Origin of the sequence: Colwellia sp. BRX9-1 (genome assembly GCF_014077195.1) — a bacterium.
Lineage (GTDB): Bacteria > Pseudomonadota > Gammaproteobacteria > Enterobacterales > Alteromonadaceae > Colwellia_A.
This window is the reverse complement of sequence record NZ_JACGVM010000001.1, coordinates 274,226-294,219: the sequence shown is the minus strand read 5'-3', so window position 1 is coordinate 294,219 and position 19,994 is coordinate 274,226. Positions and strand designations below refer to the sequence as shown.

Annotated in this window: 19 protein-coding genes and 1 tRNA gene; 16 read left to right on the top strand and 4 right to left on the bottom strand. The window is 36.3% G+C overall.

What is annotated here, in order from left to right; all coding sequences use genetic code 11:
* Positions 1 to 39: 39 nt before the first annotated feature.
* Both H4J76_RS01445 and H4J76_RS01440 read right to left on the bottom strand, forming a co-directional pair.
* On the bottom strand, positions 40 to 1,341 hold the full coding sequence (locus H4J76_RS01445; RefSeq protein ID WP_182229966.1) for a GGDEF domain-containing protein: 1,302 nt from the start codon (positions 1,339 to 1,341) through the stop codon (positions 40 to 42).
* Positions 1,341 to 3,248: a diguanylate cyclase gene (locus H4J76_RS01440; protein WP_182229965.1), complete on the bottom strand. Its 1,908-nt coding sequence runs from the start codon at positions 3,246 to 3,248 to the stop codon at positions 1,341 to 1,343. The genes H4J76_RS01445 and H4J76_RS01440 overlap by 1 nt, the downstream gene beginning before the upstream one ends.
* Positions 3,249 to 3,431: 183 nt before the next feature.
* Between H4J76_RS01440 and H4J76_RS01435 the strand changes: the two genes are divergently transcribed.
* The 7 genes from H4J76_RS01435 to H4J76_RS01405 all read left to right on the top strand — a co-directional run bounded on the left by H4J76_RS01435 (position 3,432) and on the right by H4J76_RS01405 (position 8,612).
* Positions 3,432 to 3,508: transfer RNA gene (locus H4J76_RS01435), tRNA-Arg, on the top strand.
* A gap of 166 nt (positions 3,509 to 3,674) precedes the next feature.
* Entirely contained in the window at positions 3,675 to 4,913 is a 1,239-nt protein-coding gene (locus H4J76_RS01430) for an integrase domain-containing protein (protein WP_182229964.1), read from the top strand.
* Between the two features lie 98 nt (positions 4,914 to 5,011).
* Positions 5,012 to 6,247: a hypothetical protein gene (locus tag H4J76_RS01425; RefSeq protein WP_182229963.1), complete on the top strand. Its 1,236-nt coding sequence runs from the start codon at positions 5,012 to 5,014 to the stop codon at positions 6,245 to 6,247.
* Between the two features lie 104 nt (positions 6,248 to 6,351).
* On the top strand, positions 6,352 to 6,600 hold the full coding sequence (locus H4J76_RS01420) for an AlpA family transcriptional regulator (RefSeq protein ID WP_182229962.1): 249 nt from the start codon (positions 6,352 to 6,354) through the stop codon (positions 6,598 to 6,600).
* Between the two features lie 8 nt (positions 6,601 to 6,608).
* On the top strand, positions 6,609 to 7,043 hold the full coding sequence (locus tag H4J76_RS01415; RefSeq protein WP_259377104.1) for a hypothetical protein: 435 nt from the start codon (positions 6,609 to 6,611) through the stop codon (positions 7,041 to 7,043).
* A gap of 300 nt (positions 7,044 to 7,343) precedes the next feature.
* Positions 7,344 to 7,907, top strand: coding sequence for an inovirus-type Gp2 protein (locus H4J76_RS01410; protein WP_182229961.1), 564 nt, complete (start codon positions 7,344 to 7,346; stop codon positions 7,905 to 7,907).
* A gap of 237 nt (positions 7,908 to 8,144) precedes the next feature.
* Positions 8,145 to 8,612 carry a PH domain-containing protein gene (locus H4J76_RS01405; RefSeq protein WP_182229960.1) on the top strand — a complete coding sequence of 156 codons (468 nt, stop codon included), beginning with the start codon at positions 8,145 to 8,147 and terminating at the stop codon, positions 8,610 to 8,612.
* 248 nt (positions 8,613 to 8,860) lie between these two features.
* On the opposite strand, the gene H4J76_RS01400 is transcribed toward H4J76_RS01405, so the two are convergent.
* Positions 8,861 to 9,598, bottom strand: coding sequence for a hypothetical protein (locus H4J76_RS01400; protein ID WP_182229959.1), 738 nt, complete (start codon positions 9,596 to 9,598; stop codon positions 8,861 to 8,863).
* Positions 9,599 to 9,902: 304 nt separating this feature from the next.
* On the opposite strand from H4J76_RS01400, the gene H4J76_RS01395 reads away from it, so the two are divergent.
* The 3 genes from H4J76_RS01395 (at position 9,903) to H4J76_RS01385 (ending at position 11,720) form a co-directional block, all read left to right on the top strand.
* Positions 9,903 to 10,142 (top strand): hypothetical protein, encoded by a 240-nt coding sequence (locus tag H4J76_RS01395; RefSeq protein ID WP_182229958.1) that lies wholly within the window; start codon positions 9,903 to 9,905, stop codon positions 10,140 to 10,142.
* Positions 10,143 to 10,157: 15 nt separating this feature from the next.
* Positions 10,158 to 10,772 (top strand): hypothetical protein, encoded by a 615-nt coding sequence (locus H4J76_RS01390; RefSeq protein ID WP_182229957.1) that lies wholly within the window; start codon positions 10,158 to 10,160, stop codon positions 10,770 to 10,772.
* A 564-nt stretch (positions 10,773 to 11,336) separates the two neighbouring features.
* The gene (locus H4J76_RS01385; protein WP_070374790.1) at positions 11,337 to 11,720 is read left to right on the top strand and encodes a hypothetical protein; all 384 of its coding nucleotides are present in this window, start codon (positions 11,337 to 11,339) and stop codon (positions 11,718 to 11,720) included.
* 226 nt (positions 11,721 to 11,946) lie between these two features.
* Here the strand turns inward: H4J76_RS01385 and H4J76_RS01380 are convergent, their stop codons facing one another.
* The gene (locus H4J76_RS01380; RefSeq protein WP_182213288.1) at positions 11,947 to 12,087 is read right to left on the bottom strand and encodes a hypothetical protein; all 141 of its coding nucleotides are present in this window, start codon (positions 12,085 to 12,087) and stop codon (positions 11,947 to 11,949) included.
* 312 nt (positions 12,088 to 12,399) lie between these two features.
* On the opposite strand from H4J76_RS01380, the gene tkt reads away from it, so the two are divergent.
* The 6 genes from tkt (at position 12,400) to H4J76_RS01350 (ending at position 19,968) form a co-directional block, all read left to right on the top strand.
* A complete protein-coding gene (gene tkt / locus H4J76_RS01375) occupies positions 12,400 to 14,388 on the top strand; it encodes a transketolase (RefSeq protein ID WP_182221148.1) in 1,989 nt (662 codons plus the stop codon).
* 114 nt (positions 14,389 to 14,502) lie between these two features.
* Complete coding sequence (gene epd / locus H4J76_RS01370; protein WP_182213568.1) at positions 14,503 to 15,528, top strand: erythrose-4-phosphate dehydrogenase; 1,026 nt, start codon at positions 14,503 to 14,505, stop codon at positions 15,526 to 15,528.
* 52 nt (positions 15,529 to 15,580) lie between these two features.
* Positions 15,581 to 16,759 carry a phosphoglycerate kinase gene (locus H4J76_RS01365; protein ID WP_182229956.1) on the top strand — a complete coding sequence of 393 codons (1,179 nt, stop codon included), beginning with the start codon at positions 15,581 to 15,583 and terminating at the stop codon, positions 16,757 to 16,759.
* Positions 16,760 to 17,153: 394 nt separating this feature from the next.
* Complete coding sequence (gene fba, locus H4J76_RS01360; protein WP_070374794.1) at positions 17,154 to 18,218, top strand: class II fructose-bisphosphate aldolase; 1,065 nt, start codon at positions 17,154 to 17,156, stop codon at positions 18,216 to 18,218.
* Positions 18,219 to 18,362: 144 nt separating this feature from the next.
* Positions 18,363 to 19,193 carry a mechanosensitive ion channel family protein gene (locus H4J76_RS01355; RefSeq protein ID WP_182213283.1) on the top strand — a complete coding sequence of 277 codons (831 nt, stop codon included), beginning with the start codon at positions 18,363 to 18,365 and terminating at the stop codon, positions 19,191 to 19,193.
* Entirely contained in the window at positions 19,183 to 19,968 is a 786-nt protein-coding gene (locus H4J76_RS01350) for a YdiY family protein (RefSeq protein WP_182213281.1), read from the top strand. The genes H4J76_RS01355 and H4J76_RS01350 overlap by 11 nt, the downstream gene beginning before the upstream one ends.
* The last annotated feature ends 26 nt before the right edge of the window (positions 19,969 to 19,994 follow it).

Below are 19,994 nucleotides of genomic sequence, written 5' to 3'. Positions count from 1 at the left end.
GACAAGGCAGGAAAACACTTCTTTATCAAAACCTGTAAATTAATCGTTATTATTTTGGCCTTCATCATTAAACTGACAGACGCGGTTGCGTCCGTTAGCTTTAGCATAATACATCGCTATATCAGCTGCATTAAGTAAGTCATCAAAATTTGACTCGACTTGCTCCAAACAAGCAACGCCAATACATACCGATAGTTGTTCGTTAATATTAAATTCAGACCAGTCTTTACTTGCCACTTTTTCACGTAAACGCTCGGCTATTGCCTTAGCTTCAGCACAGCCTACCTCTGGTAATATACCGGCAAACTCTTCACCACCTAATCGGGCAAAAAGATCGCGAGAGCGCATAGTTTCACTGCCTAGTTCGGCAATTATTTTAATAACTTCATCACCAATATCGTGACCGTAAGTATCATTTATATTTTTGAAGTGATCTATATCTAATAGAATGACACTTAAACTCTGTTTTTCATTGACCGCTGTGGCAACTGCTTCAGCGCCTTTTTCAAACAAAGTACGTCGGTTATATAAGTTAGTTAGACTATCTACTTTTGCTAAATATTTTAATTTTTTTCTGACTTTTATTTGTCTCAATAGAAGTACAAAGAAAACAATAACAGTGACAACTAGTATTAAAATATTACGTTGCTGAGCAAACTTTTTATTCTCTGCGGCAATAATTTTTAAACGTTTAATTTTATTTTGATTGGCTAATAATTCATTTTGTTTAATTTTTTCATCAGTTGCATAGGTTTTATTAAGATCTTTAATTTTATCAGCTCGTGTTCCATCAAAGTATTGGTAACCATTTCTTATATATTTTTTCTTATAATCGAACGCTTGCTTAAAGTCGCCCAAAGCAGAAAGTGAGCGAGCAAAAATCAGATTCACTTCAGAGAATTCAGGTAAATAAAGCTGCTTTTCAGGGATTTCATCTCGTAAGTTTAATGTCTTCTCAAGCCAAGCAATAGCCTGTTTATCCTGTTGTGCATGGTGCTCGATTAAAGCGTGTATCAAAAATATTAAATACTGTTCTGCGGCGTTAAAAGTTGAGTTGATTTCTTCTAGTTGTAATAAAATACCGGTAACTTGCACAGCATCTTTTTGATCGTTTTGTTGAACCAGTGATAACAAAGACAAAATACGAGCATTAATTGGTAACGGCTCTTTATTGTTCAAAATATTTTCAGGCTCAGCAGGCGCATTGTCACTCTTATTTTCTTCTGCAGCTAACGCTTCGTCAACTGAATAAGCTTGCGCTACTGAAGAAAATGCTACATTTGCCAAGTAGAAGCTCAATAAGACACACAGTGATATATTAGAAAAAGAGTAATGCTTCATTAAAAACACACCTTATTTCTACCTAAATTTTTTGCTTGATACATATTAATATCCGCGTCTTTTATCAGTTGAGCAAAACTTGTAGTACTTCCTTTTTGGTAAGAAGATATACCAATACTGACCGTAACCCCAGTGAGTTTTTTATATGACCAAACTTTATTTTGAATACTCAAGCGTAATCTCTCAGCCAAATCATAAGCATTTTCGGGTGAAGTGTTCGCTAATAAAGCAATAAATTCCTCGCCACCGAAACGGCCAAAACAATCACTTTGACGCATAATATGGTTAGCCAAGTCAGCAATATCTTTGAGTATTTTGTCACCAGTATTATGACCAAAGCTATCATTTATCGCTTTGAAATTATCAACATCGAGCATTAATATACTAAAAGGTGTCTGTTCTTCTTCCGCTCGCGTAAACATTTGCTCACCCAACTCGATTAAACGCCGGCGGTTAGCAACACCTGTTAAATCATCAACTTGGCTAATTCGAACAAGATGTTTTTGGCTTTGTAACATTTTAAGCAAAAACCAAGCGAGTATGACAAGCACCGTACCGACAAAAATAATCAACAAATGTAAATTTTCTTCGTAGTAGGTCACATCGTTAAGTTCTATTATTTGTACAGACTTCTCCTGTTCAAGTATTTTGTTTTTTAAGTCTGCTTGTTTGCTTTCAAAACTTAATCGTAACTCTTCAATTTGTTCCATGTTTATGTTTTCTTGATCTTTAAATAAACGCGTTAAAAATTGAGATTGTTTTTCATAAGCTTGCTGATATCTTTGTGTTTTATAATAAATTTCAGACTGCAAATACATCAAGTGATAATTTGAAAAAGTATTTTTTGTTTGACTATTTTTTGCTAATATTTTTTCAGCGACAGCTAAGTTTTCAAGCGCCTCATCATATCGTTCCATGGCTTCAAGTACGTATGCCTTATTAACGTTAAAAAATAATAAGGCATTATGTTGCTGTACACCTTTTAGGTATTGTTCAGCAAGGGTAATATATTGATAAGCAACATCTAAATCAGGATCTTTCTTCTTAGCGTGTGACATAGACAAACGAGTATAAGCTCCACTTATAACTTCATTGTTACTAAATTTATTAGCACTGGCTATGACTTCTTCAAATAGCTCGATAGCTTGTTCATATCGGCTTTGATCCATGTAGTTCACTGCAATATTTTGTAAACTATTTAACGCATAGAGTGCCATACCCGCTTTTTTATAATGTTCGTAAGACGCTTGGTAAAATTTTATCGATTTTTTAGGGTTATACATATAAGAGTATAAAATACCCAACTCGCTGTTAACGGAACCTTTAAGTTCTTCATTATCTAGAGTATTGGCAATAACCAGCGCGTTATTGAGCATAGTCAACGACTTTTCATATTGTTCAGTTAGGTAATAAATAGCACCTAAGTTGATAAAGCCATCGGCAATAAATTTTTTAGCATCTAAGGATTCGGCAACTTCTAAGCCATTCAAATAATTCTCAACCGCGCCACTAGCATCACCTAAACTTTCTAAAGAAAAGCCACGTAAGTATGAAAGTTGTGAAATCAATATTGTAGGACTAGTTAAATGTTGTGCTATTTTTAACCCTTGCGATGCGGCGCTAAACGCCGATTTATATTGAGAGGCTTCAATATAAACTTCTGACAGTACTTGGTAATACTTTACCTGGTTCCCAACGGTTAACGCATTGATGTTGGTTTGATAAGAATCTAACAGCGCAAGTGCATCGGTAACATTGGTATTTTGTAATTTTTCAACGCGTTCAACAAAAAAGATAAAGTCACGATTGGTTGTGCCATTATCTGCAAATGTTTGCGTTGTTATCAACAAAGCGCTTAACAGAGACCAAAAAACCAAGGCAACTTGTTTGTAACGTTTTTTTAACAAATTCAACCTCTTATTTATAGTTTTAGCCATAGTCTAATCAACTTCAGTTGCAGTATAAAACGATTTAAAGCGAATGATAAACCGTTATTTCTAATTAATTATTTTTCATCCGCATACAGAGAAAATAAAACTAGAACAACAACAACTTTTAAGATAAATTAACAACGCTTTTTGCGTTATAATGTCCTTGTAGCTCAGTTGGATAGAGCAAGCGCCTCCTAAGCGCTAGGTCGGACGTTCGAATCGTCTCAGGGACACCAAAGTCATTATTTATAACGTTCAACAAACCTCATAAAACCTATTAAAAACAATCAACTCAGAGCACTTAGCGGTTATTAACGCTTAAAGAGAACTTGTAATAATCACGTTTTATTGTAACACTCATTGTAACACCAGCCCTTACTTTGAGTTTCCAGTGTTACAATTATGGCAAAAACAACTAAGTCTTTAACCAATACAGAAGTAAACAAAGCCAAGCCTAAAAGCAAAGAATACAACCTTGCTGACGGTGACGGTTTAGCGCTTAGAGTTAAACCTCAAGGCTCTAAATTATGGATCTTTAACTATTCCCGCCCTTTTACCAAAAAACGGGCAAATATTAGTTTTGGCAATTATCCTGATGTGTCACTAGCTGATGCTAGAGAAAAGCGCACTAATGCGAGAAAGTTATTAGCTAAAGATATTGACCCTAAAACCCATAAAGAAGAAGTTACCGAAGGCAAAAAAGCAGAGTTAAACAATACTCTCTTAAAGGTTGCTGAAGATTGGTTTGAATTAAAGAAGAAAACCATTGCCCAAAATACCGCTAACGACACATGGAACTCGCTTAACAATCATATATTCCCAAAACTAGGTAAGCACCCTGTTACCGCTTTAACACCTGTTATTGTGATAGATGCGATGAAGCCAATCGCTAACAAAGGCAGTTTGTTTGTTATTAAAAGACTTTGCCAACGCCTTAATGAAATTATGACCTATTCTGCCAATGTAGGCTTGATTGACACCAACCCATTAACAGGCATTTTAAAAGCCTTTGAAGCACCAAAGAAACAACATTACCCGACTATAAAGCCTGAAGAATTACCAAAGCTAATGGCAGATCTAAGCTATTCAACCCTAAGGCTAGTAACACGCTTATTAATTGAATGGCAACTTCATACCATGGTTCGCTCAAATGAAGCCGCGACCGCAAAGTGGGCAGATATTGATGTTGAAAACGTATGCTGGCGAATTCCTGGCGATGTAATGAAAATGAACAAGCCACACGTTGTTCCACTTACACCACAAACCCTAGCAATATTAGAACGTATAAAACCTGTTAGTGCTGACAATGACTATATATTTCCTGCTGATAGAGACCTTAAAGGCCATGCTAACCGCGAGTCAGCAAACATGGCATTAAAGCGTATTGGTTATAAAAACAAATTAGTGGCGCATGGTTTACGTTCTCTCGCCAGCACCACATTAAACGAACAAGGTTTTGATCCTGATGTTATTGAATCGGCATTAGCGCACGTTGATAAAAACGAAGTAAGACGAGCTTATAACCACGCTGAATACTTAGAGCGAAGGCGAGTAATGATGGCTTGGTGGTCTGCGCATATAACAAATGCGCAATCAGGAAAATTTAATAAATCGAATAAAGGCTTACAAGTCGTAGGTTAAATTTATTGGGATAGCTTAAAACTGATCATTTTAAGTAAAAGGCACTTACCTCAGTGTTTTCCCAGTTAATTTATTGAGGTAGTGACAAAGGTAATCACATGAATAAATATAAAAAGGGATTTACCCCATTAGAAGCCGCATTACTAGCTGTAGGATTAAAAGAACAACAAAACATACCACAACTAAAATATCGTCAGCAGCTCCCCCCAGATAGAGAAAAAGGAATTGATTTCAGTACTATAGATAAAGAGGATGAAGAATATAACAAAACAGTCTTAGAAGCCCAAGAAATACTAAATGCCCTAAATGATGAAACTATTTTGGCTTATCAAGCTTTAAAGGGGGAATTAAATAAAACTGTGTTGGTTATCTACTCTGAATGGTATACCGATGAAACCCAAGAAGATATTGTTCTAGAAAGAACTAAACTGACAAAAAAAAGCTTGGCAAAATGGTTTGATGAAGTGGGCGAAAAGAATATTAGTAAAAGATTTAAAGACCCTGAAAAAATTATTCCTATCAATAATTTCAAACAAGCTTATACGGCAGAACACGCAGCCTTAATAGCTGTAAAATTAAAGCATTACAGCTCTATTGAGTCCGCAATTCAACATAGAGAGCACAAAGCAGATGAACTTTTTCACGCAACACGAGTAATAGAACAAGGTGGTGAATATACTGATTTATTTCTAGATCCTCGTCTTGAAGATGATTCTATTTTTAATGCTATGAATCTTAAAGAAGCCTTAATTGATGAAATAAAATTAGCTTCTGAAACTGAAGGCTATAATTCATCATTAGTAGACTATTATGAAATGGGTATGCTACCACCTAGCCCCCCCTTCTCGACAGAGATTGTCATCTATAATGAAGAAAAAAATAAAGAAAAGCCAATAGACCATAGTAAAACTTTAATAACCAAAGAAAGTGTATCAATTTGGCTTTTTAATAATGGTCAAACTGAATATGCGCAAAATATTCTGCCTAATATTGAAATTCTATTACAAGAAAAAAGGCTTGATGAGTCTCAAAGGCAAAAGCAATGGAATCAGACAGCAAGTACCAATACTAAAGAGCAATCGACGAAAAAAACAAGAACGCACGAAAATAGTTTAATTGATTCAATAGGCATCATGGCTTGGTTACTATCTAAAAAAATCAATACCTTTAAAAGAGGTGACAAACCGAATGCTAGCGAAATAAAGAAATATGTAGAAAACGTTATAAATGAATTAGAACTCAATAATGATGAAGAGAATAAAATACAAATAAGCAATTTAAATAAAGACATTGCCACGGCATTAAAACAGCTCGAAGGTAGGTTTAAGCTTTAAATATTTGGCTAGCCAAAGTAAGCCAAACAACTTTTTGGCTAGCCACCAAAAAATGTAGCATTCTATTAATCTATAAAAGCTAACTAAACACAAAGGGCTTTTATATGAATCAAGTACATACCAAAATAATTAGAAAACCAGCTGTCACTAACAAAACTGGATTTTCTAAATCCACACTTTATAACCGAATTAAAGACGGTACATTTCCACCACCGATCAGTTTAGGAGCTCGAGCAGTTGGTTTTATAGCCAGTGAAGTCGATGCGATAATTCAAGCTTGGTGCGAAGAACAAACACCAAAGCAAATCAAACAGCTTGTTTCTGAGCTAATAAAACAACGTAAAGCGGCATAGGTGGCAACATGAATAATTTAATATTTACTGCTCCTGATGGCGCATTACCTGAAACAAATAGCCCAGCTTATGATTTACTTTTAATTCTATCTGACGGCAACAAACACGCTAGAGATTATTTATGTAATCAATTAGGTGGAGGATTTAGGGCTAATCTACAACAACTTATGAGTGGATATTATCAACACTGGCTTATTCACTCCGAACAAAGCGAATATGAAGGCAAGAAACAAGCGTACTACTGGTTAGATGAACGGCACTTTTCTTATGATTGGGAGCAAGACAAAGACGCACGAACTATTGCCCGAAAACAATACAAAGACCGATCATACTATGGCAGTAAAAATGCGGTAAAACGCCTCAAACAAGCAGAGCAAGAAAAAGCCGAAGCTGATAAGGAATATGAAAAACGAATAGAAAGTAAAAAGCCCACTGAGGATTAACAAAGTAGGCTTTCTTTTAAACTGGCTAGTGGTAGGTCGCTAAACTTATTCCACTAGCCAACAACTAGAGTATAACCAAGTTAACAGCTTTTCAATAGTTAGTAGTTACAAACCTGTTAAGCACTACCCTGTATATGTTGATTGTTATTAACCGCTATTTATAGGTTTGTTACCCCTATATTTATAGTGATTGTAATAAACCAGCTTTAGCCACGGCGTTTAGACAGGTAAGTAATAACTAACATTGAGCTAGGTAATTAATAATATCCTTTAGCGTTATCTTAGTTAGTAAACTATCTAATGGCATATATAACCAAAGACAAAGCAATAACAGTAAACGGTCAAACTTGGTGGGTAAACTCGAAAGGAAGTGGGTTAATTGCGCACTCTATTAAAGCAATGATTAACCAGATTGATGCGATGTTAAGTCACCATAGCAAGATTCACATCATACGCTTTGATCTAAGAGTTTATGAATACACAGAAAATAACGGCATTATTACGGCATTTAATCGCAGGTTACATAAATGGCTTAAACGTAAATACAACTTTAAACGTGTCGGCTTTATGTGGTGTAGAGAGCTAGAAACAGCCAAGAAGCAACATTATCACTATGCGTTAATAGTTGACGGTCACAAGGTTAACTTTCCTTATGAAGTAACCAACAAAGTTAAAGAGCTATGGCGGCAACTAGACGGCTCTGAATACTTTCCTAACAACTGCTATTACAATATTAAAAGAGATGATTACGAGTTGATACAGGACGCTATCTGGCGTATTTCCTACTTAGCCAAAGCTAGGGGGAAAGGCTATAAACCAGATCAAGTTAAAAACTATGGTACTAGTCGCATAAAAGGCAGTTGATTAGCTGTAAATACGGGTTATTTAAGGGCTCTGAATTATTAAGTTTTTGCTGAAATAAGTAGAAAATAACGGAAAATAAAATTTTATGGCTTAATTTAAGGCACTTATAAGGCAAGCAATTATCTTCCATGCCTCACAAAAGGAAGATTTTTCCGAGGTCACAATAGGCGCATCAATTATGATGAAATATTGCTTAGTTACCACCTGTTTTTCGGACTATATAAAAGGAACAAATGAATGGAAAAATTCCCTACAAGTAAAGTAAGGCGAAGTGCTGAAGCTTTTCTGGAAATTGGGTTTAAATTAACAGGTGTTTACATTACCTATTTAGCATTTAATTTTTGCGGTGAATTTTTATTCGAAAGTAAATTTAATTCCGATACTTTATTTAGTTTATTAATGTTACCAGCGTTATACGTATTAAAAACTGCTCACGTTATTGTTTCACCATACTTTGTAAAAGTTAGGATGTCAGAAACTGAAGTAGAATCCAGAACGGGAATTCTGACTCAACGCTTAGATAAACTTAATCTCAAAACAGTCGAAAACATTGAGGTAGTAACAACATTGGGTGGAAGGTTATTCAAATACAGCACCATTTATTTGTATGCTCATGGTTCGTGGGTTCGCCTACCCTTTTTAAAAAATCCTAATCAAATAAAACTAAAAATAGAAGCTAAATTAAAAACGATAAAGGGTAATTAAAATATTTATGTATGACCATAGATCGACTTAATTCGATAACTGATGTTTATATTGATGATATAAGTTTCGGTACGCTACTTATCAAGAAAAATCTGGCTGTTAAATACCAAGGAAAAATTAAAGTAGTGTTAATCTATAAATTTCATGTATTTATTAGAGCTGAGCTTTTAAATTCAACAAAAGTAATAGATGTAAAACAGATAAATCAAAAACTATCGTCGAGTTTGACCATCTGTAAGCAATTTATATTAAGTTTTCTTTTCAGATTTTAGTTGGTTAAAAAGAGCCAAACGCTTGTCTTGATTTTTATTTTTTTTAATATCTTCATACAAGTGACCAAAGAGGAAGCCCAAAATAACTCCAACAACTATATACTCATAATATAGACCTATTAGCCCACCTATTATGCTACACATAATACATGTAAGCGTATAACTATTACTGGCGTCATAAAGCTTCATAGTTTCATCAACTTTTCCCCAAATAAGCTTTTTTTCTGATTCTTCAGCCTTCAATCTTAAAAGTTTTTGTTTTTCTAATTCGTAACGATGAAAGTAGTCTTGTTCTTTCATCGGTAGAGTCGTTATCATACTCAAGAGGAATTGATACGTTTCTTGATCTTTAATTAACGCATTTAAAATAAAGTTATCACTGAAAGTCAATTTGATTGTTACTTCAAGGTTAACAACCTCTGTTGAAACGTTTTGGCTTGTTGTGTTCTTCTTTCCTGAAAGCGCAGCTACGAGCCCAACTGTGGGACCAGCTATAACTGCCCCTACAATACCTCTACCAATCATACTTCCACTACTAGAAGTAGTTACAGCACTGCCTGTTCCATAGGTTGTCATAGTGCTTGAATTAAGCAGGACTTCGACATTTTCAAGTAAGTCTAGCCTTTGTTCATTCAATAATAATGGACCATTATCAAATGACTCTTTTATAATAGCTAACTGTGGTGTCCCTGTTTCTAATGTGTATATTTCCATAAATATTCCAAATATCTTTAAACATTCATCCAGCCTACCCAGTATAAACAATAAAGACCTATAAGCTATATGAAATCCATGAATGAAAAATAATATGTAATGGATTGTCTGTAAAGTGAAATGTTATTTATATTTAGGAATTACTTCACCATAAACAACGCAAGTATTTTTACCTATTCAGACTCACACGAGCCAATAAATAAGAAATATTTAATATCGAGATTGGCATTACAGTCTGTTTTTCGCACAAGATAAAAATGATATACTGTAATATTATCATTACATTATTAAGTAGGGTTTAGATATGACAGTAAACAACAAAGCACCTACCAGTAAATACATGGCTGGCGATATTAGACATTTAATCAACCAAGCCATTCAAAACGAATTAACCAACTTACCGGCAACACTTTCAGAAATTAAAGACCCCATTCAAAGATTAAACTTTTTAACTAAATTGATGCCTTTTGTTTGTGCGCCCATTAAGCAAGTTGGCGTTATGACAGCTAGAAGAGAATCAGGCGAAGATAAAGATTTGTTTTAGTTTACAGAGTAAGTTATGCCTAAAGGTCATCATTACGGTAGAACACAAACTAGGGCTTATACTGGCGAGTATCACCGCATATCTGCTAAGACATTTAAAAATCTATTAACAGTGCCATTAGGTAACTACTCGCTAAATGCTGACTTTCTTAGCAATGCCCATCAAAAATTCAAATTAACAACTTTAGAATGTGGTGTTCGTTTGATGACATTCACCATAAACGATAAACCTCACAAAATAGCCTTAAAGCGTGATAATCGAAGCGCCAGCAATAAATTATACATAACTTGCCCATACTGCCAAAAACAGCGACAAAGCCTTTACGCGATTAAATACGCCTATGGTTGTCGGCAATGTATCGGCTTACATTACGCCAGCCAAAGTGAACGACCGAACGAACGGCTAATGAGGCGCATTAGAAAGCTTAGAAAAGAGCTATGGGGTTACGACTGGCCTGACGTTAATAATATGTTTGAACCAATCGCTTATTGGCCTAAACCTAAATGGATGCGCTGGAAAACTTTTAATCTAAAACGAGATGAGATAACCGAGTTAGAAAATAAATACTGGCCTATGGTTGATACTCAAATGAAAGCAATGTTTGGTCATAATTTCATGCCTGACTGTTAAAATTTGTTAAGATTTTTCCTAGGTCATAAATAGAATCATTTAAAGTGACTTTTGATTATGGTAACACTCCAAGTAACACTAGAGACAAGATAAAAACACAAATAAGATATTTAACAAATAGTTAGGTATTTAAAACGACGTCTCTCAGGGACACCAAAATCACTAAATCAAGTGATAATTTAAAAACAGACAACTAGCCTTTTATCGCTAGGTAACCCACTTTTAACAGCCCTCACACTTATCATTGCTATAATAAAGTCACAATCAAAGAAACACCTATAATGTAGAGAGCATCCCTCTATTGATTTACCATCACATACATCACATACATCACATACATCACATAATCTACTTTATAGATAACATCATAGTATTGCGCCCAACTCTGAATTGTCCATGTCTAATAAGTGGTTTTATGACTAAATATCAGCTATTAACCTAAAAGCCGCTATTTTATTATTAACTAGCCCCTCGATAAATTTATCCGTAGATCAGCCTACTAGTAATTCCAAAAACAGACTACAATTGTTGCTTAATCAAATACATTTCACTATGAGTCCCCAAATGGAAAAACACAGATTAAGTTTTGTTCAAATAAACCTTTTAAATGAAAAGATTGCCGAAGTGATTTTTGATAAAGGCGTTTATATCTCAATTGAAATGATGGAAGAAATTGAAACTTTTTTTTGTACTTTTTTTAAAACTGATTTTGGTGTTATCGTCAATAAAATTTATCCTTACACCTATTCACTTGAGGCGCAGTTAACGATGGGTTCTCTAATTCATATGAAATCAATAGCCTCAATCAACTATTCTAAAGAAGGTGTTGCTAACACTGAAGATATTATCAATAAACGTAGTAATGATAAGTTAAACGTTAAGCAGTTTAATGGTTTAGAGCTCGGTCGCCAGCAAGCACTTAAATGGCTACAGAAAGAACTAGCTTGATCGCTGGTTGATTCGGAACATAGACACTCCTTGCCACCTCGGTAACCGCTACTGCTTTACTCTACTTCCTGCATCAATACGGTCACAGCACCGTACTATTGCCTCCATGGATGAGGGTCTATAATTTTTCGTAAAAAAATAACGTGCAGAATGCACTAATGCAGCGTAGAGATAAAAAAGCCCCGTAAACGAGGCCTTTAAAATTCATATAATTTATTACCAACGACTACTCACTGGTAGATTTTTCTATTGTAACTTCCTTGTCACCTACGATTGAGATATTACTCAATGCCGCTGAAACAGCCAATACGATTACCGCAAAAATCACTGTTGTCAGCTTAAATCCTCGTGAAGATGACCTGTTCATAAATGTTCCTGTGTCAGGTTTTATAGTTGTTATTTTGACATCTGTACAAAACTCAACCAATCTATACGATTAACATTGGTAATTCAACCATTTAAAATTAATAAAACAGATAAATTATAAACAATCGACCAGTGAGAGAATGTTATATTAATGGTCTTTTTAGCCATTTGGTCTAAGTAATACCAAAAAAAACACTTATTTGCATAATATCGTTTGCAGTTTAGTGGTGGTCTAGGTGAAAATGGTGGCACTTTCACCCCTCATATACTTAGTTCATTTTAAGTATAAATATAATAAAGATTTGGAGTCAATATGCCGTCTCGTCAAGAACTGGCCAATGCAATTAGAGCTTTAAGTATGGATGCCGTACAGAAAGCGAAATCCGGACACCCTGGAGCCCCAATGGGCATGGCAGATATTGCCGAAGTACTATGGCGCGATTTTCTAAAACATAATCCAACAGATCCAAATTGGACCGACCGCGATCGTTTTGTTTTGTCGAACGGTCATGGCTCAATGCTTATATATTCTTTATTACATTTAACCGGTTATGAATTACCGATTGAAGAATTAAAGAATTTCCGTCAATTACATTCTAAAACACCAGGCCACCCAGAATACGGTTACACCCCAGGTGTAGAAACAACGACAGGACCATTAGGTGCTGGTATTTCTAATGCAGTTGGTATGGCCATTGCTGAAAGAACACTTGCTGCACAATTTAACCGTCCAGGTCACGACATCGTTGATCACTTTACTTATTGTTTCTTAGGTGATGGTTGTTTGATGGAAGGTATTTCTCACGAAGTATGTTCATTAGCCGGCACTTTAGGATTAGGTAAATTAGTCGCTTTTTGGGATGACAACGGTATTTCAATTGATGGTAAAGTTGAAGGTTGGTTTACAGATGACACACCTGCTCGTTTTGAAGCTTATGGCTGGCACGTAATAAGCGTTGACGGTCACGACTCAGCAGCTATAGCGGCGGCAATTACTGCAGCTAAAGCAGTAACGGATAAACCATCAATGATTTGTTGTAAAACAATTATTGGTTTTGGTTCACCGAATAAAGAAGGCACACATGATTGTCATGGCGCACCATTAGGTGATGATGAGATTGCAGCGACACGTAAAGCGTTAAACTGGCCACATGCCCCTTTTGAAATTCCAAGCGATGTTTATGCTGAATGGGATCAAAAAGAAAAAGGCCAATCGAGCCAAGTTTCTTGGAATGACCAATTTTCAGCATACCAACAAGCTCACCCAGCACTTGCTGCCGAATACGAGCGTCGAGTTATTAAAGGTGATTTACCGAGCGATTTCGAAGAAAAAGCCAATGCCTTAGTGCAAGCTTGCCAAGATAAAGGCGAAAATATTGCTTCGCGTAAAGCCTCACAAAATACTATTGAAGCTTTTGGCGCTATATTACCTGAGTTATTGGGTGGTTCTGCTGATTTAGCGGGTTCTAACTTAACGTTATGGTCAGGCTCTAAAGGTATTGAAAAAGATGCTGCCGGTAACTACATTTATTACGGCGTACGTGAATTTGGTATGAGCGGCATTATGAATGGCGTTTCATTGCACGGTGGTTTCATTAATTACGGTGCAACGTTCATGATGTTTATGGAGTATGCGCGTAACGCAGTTCGTATGTCGGCTTTAATGGGTATTCAAAATATATTTGTTTACACTCACGATTCTATTGGTCAAGGTGAAGATGGTCCAACACATCAGCCAATCGAACAGTTAACGAATTTACGTACTACCCCGAATATGGATACTTGGCGCCCATGTGATGCAACAGAATCTGTTGTTGCTTGGAAATCAGCGATTGAACGTAAAAATGGCCCTACGTCATTAATATTTTCTCGCCAAGGTTTACCGGCAGTAGCGCGTAACAGTTCACAAGTAACAAACATCGCCAAAGGCGCTTATGTATTGCAAGACTGTGAGGGTACTGCTGACGTTATACTCATTGCAACGGGTTCTGAAGTATCATTAGCCCTTGATTCTGCAAAACAATTAACCGCTGATGGTAAAAAAGTACGCGTAGTTTCTATGCCGTCAACCAATACTTTTGATGTACAATCAAGCGAATACAAAGAATCAGTTTTACCTTCATCTGTGATAAAACGTGTCGCTATCGAAGCTGCTCACACTGATTTTTGGTACAAGTATGTTGGTTTTTCTGGCGCTGTTGTCGGTATGACAACTTTTGGTGAATCTGCACCAGGTAACGTGTTACTTGAACATTTTGGTTTCACCGTGGCAAATGTTGTTAAGACTGTAAACCAGCTTTAGTCATTAACTAAAGCCTATAAGTTAAAGCCTTCAAGCGAAATGTATACTCGTTTGAAGGACTTTGACTTTTATCAACACCCTAAATTAATACCATCAACCTATGCCGATAAACTTATGTCTGTAAACATTGCTATTAATGGCTTTGGCCGAATTGGTCGAAGTGTTGCTCGTGCCCTCTATGAGAATGCTGATAACCAATATTTAAAGCTTGTCGCAATTAATGAGCTTGCCGAGCCTAAAGGTATTGCGCATTTATTAAAATATGACACCACCCATGGTCGTTTCCCTTTTTCAGTTGAGTTAGCTGACAATCAATTAGTTATCGCTGGCGATGTCATACAACTTAGCCATGAAAAGTCCCTCGAAGACATGCCATGGAAAAAACATAACATAGATATCGTTCTTGATTGCACCGGTAAATTTGCCAATCAACACGATGGAAATATTCACTTGAGCCAAGGAGCCAGTAAAGTACTTTACTCTTATCCTGGTGAACAAGACGTTGATGCCACCATTATTTATGGTATTAATCATCAACAACTCAGTGAAAAAGATAAAATAGTCTCGAACGGCTCATGCACCACGAATTGCGTTGTGCCTGTCATAAAAGTCATTGATGAAGCTTTTGGCGTTGAAAGTGGCAGTATTACCACTATTCATTCCTCTATGCATGATCAACAAGTTATCGACGCTTACCATCCAGATCTTCGTCTTAGTAGAGCAGCAAGCCAATCTATCATCCCGGTTGACACCAAATTAGCAGCAGGTATTGAAAGAATACTGCCTAAATTTGCTGGACGCTTCGAAGCGATTGCCGTGCGAGTACCAACGATTAATGTTACCGCGATGGATTTAAGCCTAACCTTGTCGACAGATGTTGATATTAACGCGATTAACCAAGCCATTATTCGTGCACAAAATAATGGACTACAAGGAATTTTAGGCTACACAGAAGAACCACTGGTTTCTGTAGATTTTAATCATGACCCACATTCTTGTATTGTTGACGGCAACCAAACGCGTGTTAGCCACAAGCGTTTAGTGAAAATGCTAGTCTGGTGCGATAACGAGTGGGGCTTTGCAAATCGTATGATAGATACGGCAAAAACCATGGCAAAAGATATTCAGCTTAAAAAATAATAACAGTAAAAAACACCCATAACTTTAAAATTTATCGAATAGGAAACAGCAAATGTCAGTAATTAAAATGACCGACTTGGCGCTAGCCAATCAAAGAGTTTTGATCCGAGAAGATCTCAATGTACCTCTTAAAGACGGAAAAATAACCTCTGATGCTCGATTAAGAGCGGCTTTACCTACCCTTAAACTTGCTTTAGAAGCGGGCGCAAAAGTGATGATAATGTCTCACCTTGGTCGTCCAACTGAAGGTGAGTACAACGAAGAATTTTCATTAAAACCTGTCGTTGACTATTTAGCTGCCGCATTAAATGTCCCCGTGCATCTAGCAAAAGATTACTTAGATGGTGTTGATGCAAAAGTAGGTGAATTAGTTGTTTTTGAAAACATTCGCTTTAATGTCGGCGAAAAAAATAATGATGATATTTTATCAAAAAAATTAGCTGCATTATGTGATGTATTTGTCATGGATGCCTTTGGTACTGCGCACCGCGCGCAATCTAGTACACACGGCGTAGCAAAGTTTGCACCTATTGCTTGTGCGGGTCCACTATTGTCCGGTGAATTAGCAGCACTTGGTAAAGCACTAGACAATCCTGCACGCCCATTAGTGGCGATCGTTGGTGGTTCTAAAGTTTCTACAAAATTAACCGTGTTAGAGTCATTAGCGAAAATTGTTGACCAATTAGTGGTTGGCGGCGGCATTGCAAATACTTTTATAGCAGCAAGCGGACATAATGTGGGTCAATCATTATACGAAGCCGATTTACTTGATGAAGCTAACCGTTTAACGCAGCAGGCAAGAGCAAATGATGGCGATATTCCAGTGCCAACAGATGTTATTACTGGTACAGAGTTTTCAGAAACGGCTGTCGCAACGTTAAAGTCAGTTAACGATGTTAGCGATGAAGATATGATTTTTGATATCGGACCAGATTCAGCGCAGGCACTCGTAGAAATCATTAAAAATGCTGGCACTATTGTTTGGAATGGACCTGTTGGCGTTTTTGAATTTGATCAATTCGGTAGTGGTACAGAAACTATTGCAAAAGCAATTGCCGAAAGCTCAGCCTTTTCAATTGCTGGTGGTGGCGATACCTTAGCTGCTGTTGATAAATATGATATAGCCGATAAAATCTCCTATATTTCAACCGGTGGTGGTGCTTTCTTAGAGTTTTTAGAAGGGAAAGTGTTACCCGCTGTCGCTATCTTAGAAGAACGCGCTAAAACGTAAAACACGTTAATTAAATCATCAACGTCAAACCGCTCTTTATTTTATAAAAGGCGGTTTTTTTTAGCTTTCTTTATTATTTCTAAAAAACTTCATAAAAACCGTCAACGGTGCTTTCATTACATTTCACTCTTTCGTTGTAAACTTACAAAACAAAAGCACAAATATTCGCTATAAATCGAGTTTATCGACCTTCTTGATAGTAATTATAGAACATTATTTAAAACCGTTATAAATAAACAGATAAAAACCATTAATGGCATTATTTTTTCTTTTGCCATGTCAATTTCTTATCTGATATACTTACGTTACGAAAGCTTAAATTTCACAATGAAACTTGTTTTTTTTGAGATTGGGCAAATAATATATGACATCTTAAACACTTAGGAGTAATTCAATGGCTTTAATTTCTATGCGCCAAATGTTAGATCACGCTGCAGAATACGGATACGGTATTCCCGCTTTTAACGTTAACAACTTAGAGCAAGTTAGAGCAATAATGATCGCTGCAGACAAAACCAATAGCCCGGTTATTTTACAAGGCTCTGCAGGTGCTCGTAAGTATGCTGGCGCTCCTTTTCTTCGTCATTTAATTCTTGCAGCAATTGAAGAATTCCCTCATATTCCCGTGGTAATGCATCAAGATCACGGCACTTCGCCGAGTGTTTGTCAGCGTTCAATTCAAATGGGGTTTTCATCAGTTATGATGGATGGTTCTTTAATGTCTGATGGTAAAACGCCTTCAAGCTATGAATACAACGTTGATGTAACACGCAGAACCGTTGAAATGGCACATGCTTGTGGTGTTTCTGTTGAAGGTGAATTAGGTTGTCTTGGTTCATTAGAGACAGGTGAAGCGGGTGAAGAAGACGGTATTGGTGCAGTAGGGATATTAACAAAAGAACAAATGTTAACTGATCCAGAAGAAGCCGCTGACTTTGTTAAGAAAACTCAAGTTGATGCTTTAGCGATTGCTTGTGGAACTTCTCATGGCGCTTACAAATTTACGCGTCCACCAACAGGTGACATCTTAGCGATTGACCGTATTAAAGCGATACATAACCGTATCCCAAATACCCATTTAGTTATGCACGGTTCATCATCAGTGCCACAAGAGTGGCTTGCTATCATCAATGAATATGGTGGTAATATTCCTGAAACTTACGGCGTGCCAGTAGAGCAAATTCAAGAAGGCATTAAAAATGGTGTTCGTAAAATTAATATTGATACTGATTTACGTTTAGCATCAACGGGGGCAACTCGTCGCTTCTTAGCACACAACCCAAGCGAATTTGATCCACGTAAATTTTTAGCTGAAACCACTAAAGCCATGACTGAAATTTGTATAGCTCGCTATGATTCATTTGGCGCATCGGGTAATGCAGATAAAATCAAACCCATTTCATTAGATACTATGTTTGATTTATATGATGCTGGCAAACTGAACGCTATTATAAAATAACATCAGCTAGCCATTAACATTAAGGAGCTTCGGCTCCTTTTTTTGTAACATTTTTCGTAATATTATTAGAAGTTCGTAATAATATTAGAAATATGTTATCAAATTCACTATAATACTCGACTATTTTTAAACGGAGTACAAAAAATGGACAACGTTACTAATTGGTTAGTTGAAAACCAGGCTATGTTACAAGAAAATCTAATAAAATTTATCATCGCGATTGCTATCTTTGTGATTGGTAAATTTGTCGCAAAACTGATCAGTTCTGCAACAAAAAAAATCCTTACCCACAAAAAATTCGATAATACCGTAACTTCTTTTATCGCTAGCTTAATTTATGGCTTAGTTGTGATGGTTGCCTTTATTGCTGCGATTTCTCACTTAGGTTTTAATACCACCTCATTAGTGGCCATTGTTGGTGCTGCAGGTCTTGCAATAGGCTTAGCATTACAGGGTTCATTATCAAACTTTGCCTCAGGTATTTTGTTAATTTCATTAAAGCCTTTTAAAGCCGGTGATTTTGTTGAGATTTCAGGTACCGCAGGTATTGTTGAAGAGGTTCATGTATTTTCAACACAGTTAAGAACAGGTGATAACAAAACAGTTATTATTCCTAATGGTGGCATTACAAGTGGCACCATTACAAATTATTCAGCTAAAGCAACCAGAAGAATAGATTTAGTCATTGGTGTTGGTTATAGCGCAGATTTAAAACAAACAAAGCAAATACTAAAAGATGTTGTGAGTAATCATGATTTAGTATTAAAAGACCAAGCTATTACTGTTGGTGTTAGTGCCTTAGCTGATAGTTCAGTGAATTTTGTCGTTCGTCCATGGGTAAAAACAGCAGACTATTGGCCTGTGCATTTTGATTTGCTAGAAGCGATTAAAATAGAATTAGACAAAGCTGGTATCGAAATACCTTTTCCACAACTTTCTGTACATGTTAATCAAGAGACCAAAAATGAACAATAAATTAGCAATGGTTGCTTTATGTAGCAGCTTATCACTTAATGCTTTTGCCGAAGAAGCAGTCGCTCCAAAAGATCCATTAAGTATGTCTGCTGAATTAGGCGCACTATTTAAAACGGGTGACAATAAAAGCACAGATATAAAAGCTGGCTTCGATTTAGATCATGAATTAGGTTTATGGCGAAGTACTGTTCGCTTTGACTTGCTTGCAAGTAAAGCAGAGATTGAAGATGAAGATGGTGTTCAACAATCTCAAACAACAGATCAGCAATGGAAAATAGTCGGTCAAACTAACTATACCATTGGCGCTAAAAAAACTAACTACGTCTACGCTAATGTATCTCACGACGATAATCGTTTTGGCGGATTTGAGACTCAAAGCTCTATATCTGCTGGTTGGGGTCGTCGTTGGTTTGAAAGTAAAACAGGCACATTTGATGCTGATATCGGACCCGGTTATAAAAAAGACGTTGTACGTTTAGAAGATGAAAATGGTAATGAGTATACTGAAAACAAGTCTGCTTTCATTATACAAGCACAAGCTTTGTATACGCGTAATTTAAACGAACATGTTAAATTTAAGCAGCGATTTGTTGCTAAGTATGCGACTAAAAGTGGTGAAAACAGTAATTATCAAGCAGAAAGCTCAATAACGACTAAGCTTATTTCAACGTTACAATTAAAAGTTAGTTTTAAGATTGATTATAATACTGATGTTGAAGAAGGCAAAGAAAACACCAATACTCAAACGGCGTTAACGCTCGTTTATAGCTTCTAGTTGACCTAAACTAAGATGCTTTATTT

Bases quoted from the DNA above. Each gene is read 5' to 3' on its own strand.
- H4J76_RS01445 (WP_182229966.1), bottom strand. From the start codon at position 1,341: ATGAAGCATTACTCTTTTTCTAATATATCACTGTGTGTCTTATTGAGC.
- H4J76_RS01430 (WP_182229964.1), top strand. From the start codon at position 3,675: ATGGCAAAAACAACTAAGTCTTTAACCAATACAGAAGTAAACAAAGCC.
- H4J76_RS01425 (WP_182229963.1), top strand. From the start codon at position 5,012: ATGAATAAATATAAAAAGGGATTTACCCCATTAGAAGCCGCATTACTA.
- H4J76_RS01420 (WP_182229962.1), top strand. From the start codon at position 6,352: ATGAATCAAGTACATACCAAAATAATTAGAAAACCAGCTGTCACTAAC.
- H4J76_RS01415 (WP_259377104.1), top strand. From the start codon at position 6,609: ATGAATAATTTAATATTTACTGCTCCTGATGGCGCATTACCTGAAACA.
- H4J76_RS01410 (WP_182229961.1), top strand. From the start codon at position 7,344: ATGGCATATATAACCAAAGACAAAGCAATAACAGTAAACGGTCAAACT.
- H4J76_RS01405 (WP_182229960.1), top strand. From the start codon at position 8,145: ATGGAAAAATTCCCTACAAGTAAAGTAAGGCGAAGTGCTGAAGCTTTT.
- H4J76_RS01400 (WP_182229959.1), bottom strand. From the start codon at position 9,598: ATGGAAATATACACATTAGAAACAGGGACACCACAGTTAGCTATTATA.
- H4J76_RS01395 (WP_182229958.1), top strand. From the start codon at position 9,903: ATGACAGTAAACAACAAAGCACCTACCAGTAAATACATGGCTGGCGAT.
- H4J76_RS01390 (WP_182229957.1), top strand. From the start codon at position 10,158: ATGCCTAAAGGTCATCATTACGGTAGAACACAAACTAGGGCTTATACT.
- H4J76_RS01385 (WP_070374790.1), top strand. From the start codon at position 11,337: ATGGAAAAACACAGATTAAGTTTTGTTCAAATAAACCTTTTAAATGAA.
- H4J76_RS01380 (WP_182213288.1), bottom strand. From the start codon at position 12,087: ATGAACAGGTCATCTTCACGAGGATTTAAGCTGACAACAGTGATTTTT.
- tkt (WP_182221148.1), top strand. From the start codon at position 12,400: ATGCCGTCTCGTCAAGAACTGGCCAATGCAATTAGAGCTTTAAGTATG.
- epd (WP_182213568.1), top strand. From the start codon at position 14,503: ATGTCTGTAAACATTGCTATTAATGGCTTTGGCCGAATTGGTCGAAGT.
- H4J76_RS01365 (WP_182229956.1), top strand. From the start codon at position 15,581: ATGTCAGTAATTAAAATGACCGACTTGGCGCTAGCCAATCAAAGAGTT.
- fba (WP_070374794.1), top strand. From the start codon at position 17,154: ATGGCTTTAATTTCTATGCGCCAAATGTTAGATCACGCTGCAGAATAC.
- H4J76_RS01355 (WP_182213283.1), top strand. From the start codon at position 18,363: ATGGACAACGTTACTAATTGGTTAGTTGAAAACCAGGCTATGTTACAA.
- H4J76_RS01350 (WP_182213281.1), top strand. From the start codon at position 19,183: ATGAACAATAAATTAGCAATGGTTGCTTTATGTAGCAGCTTATCACTT.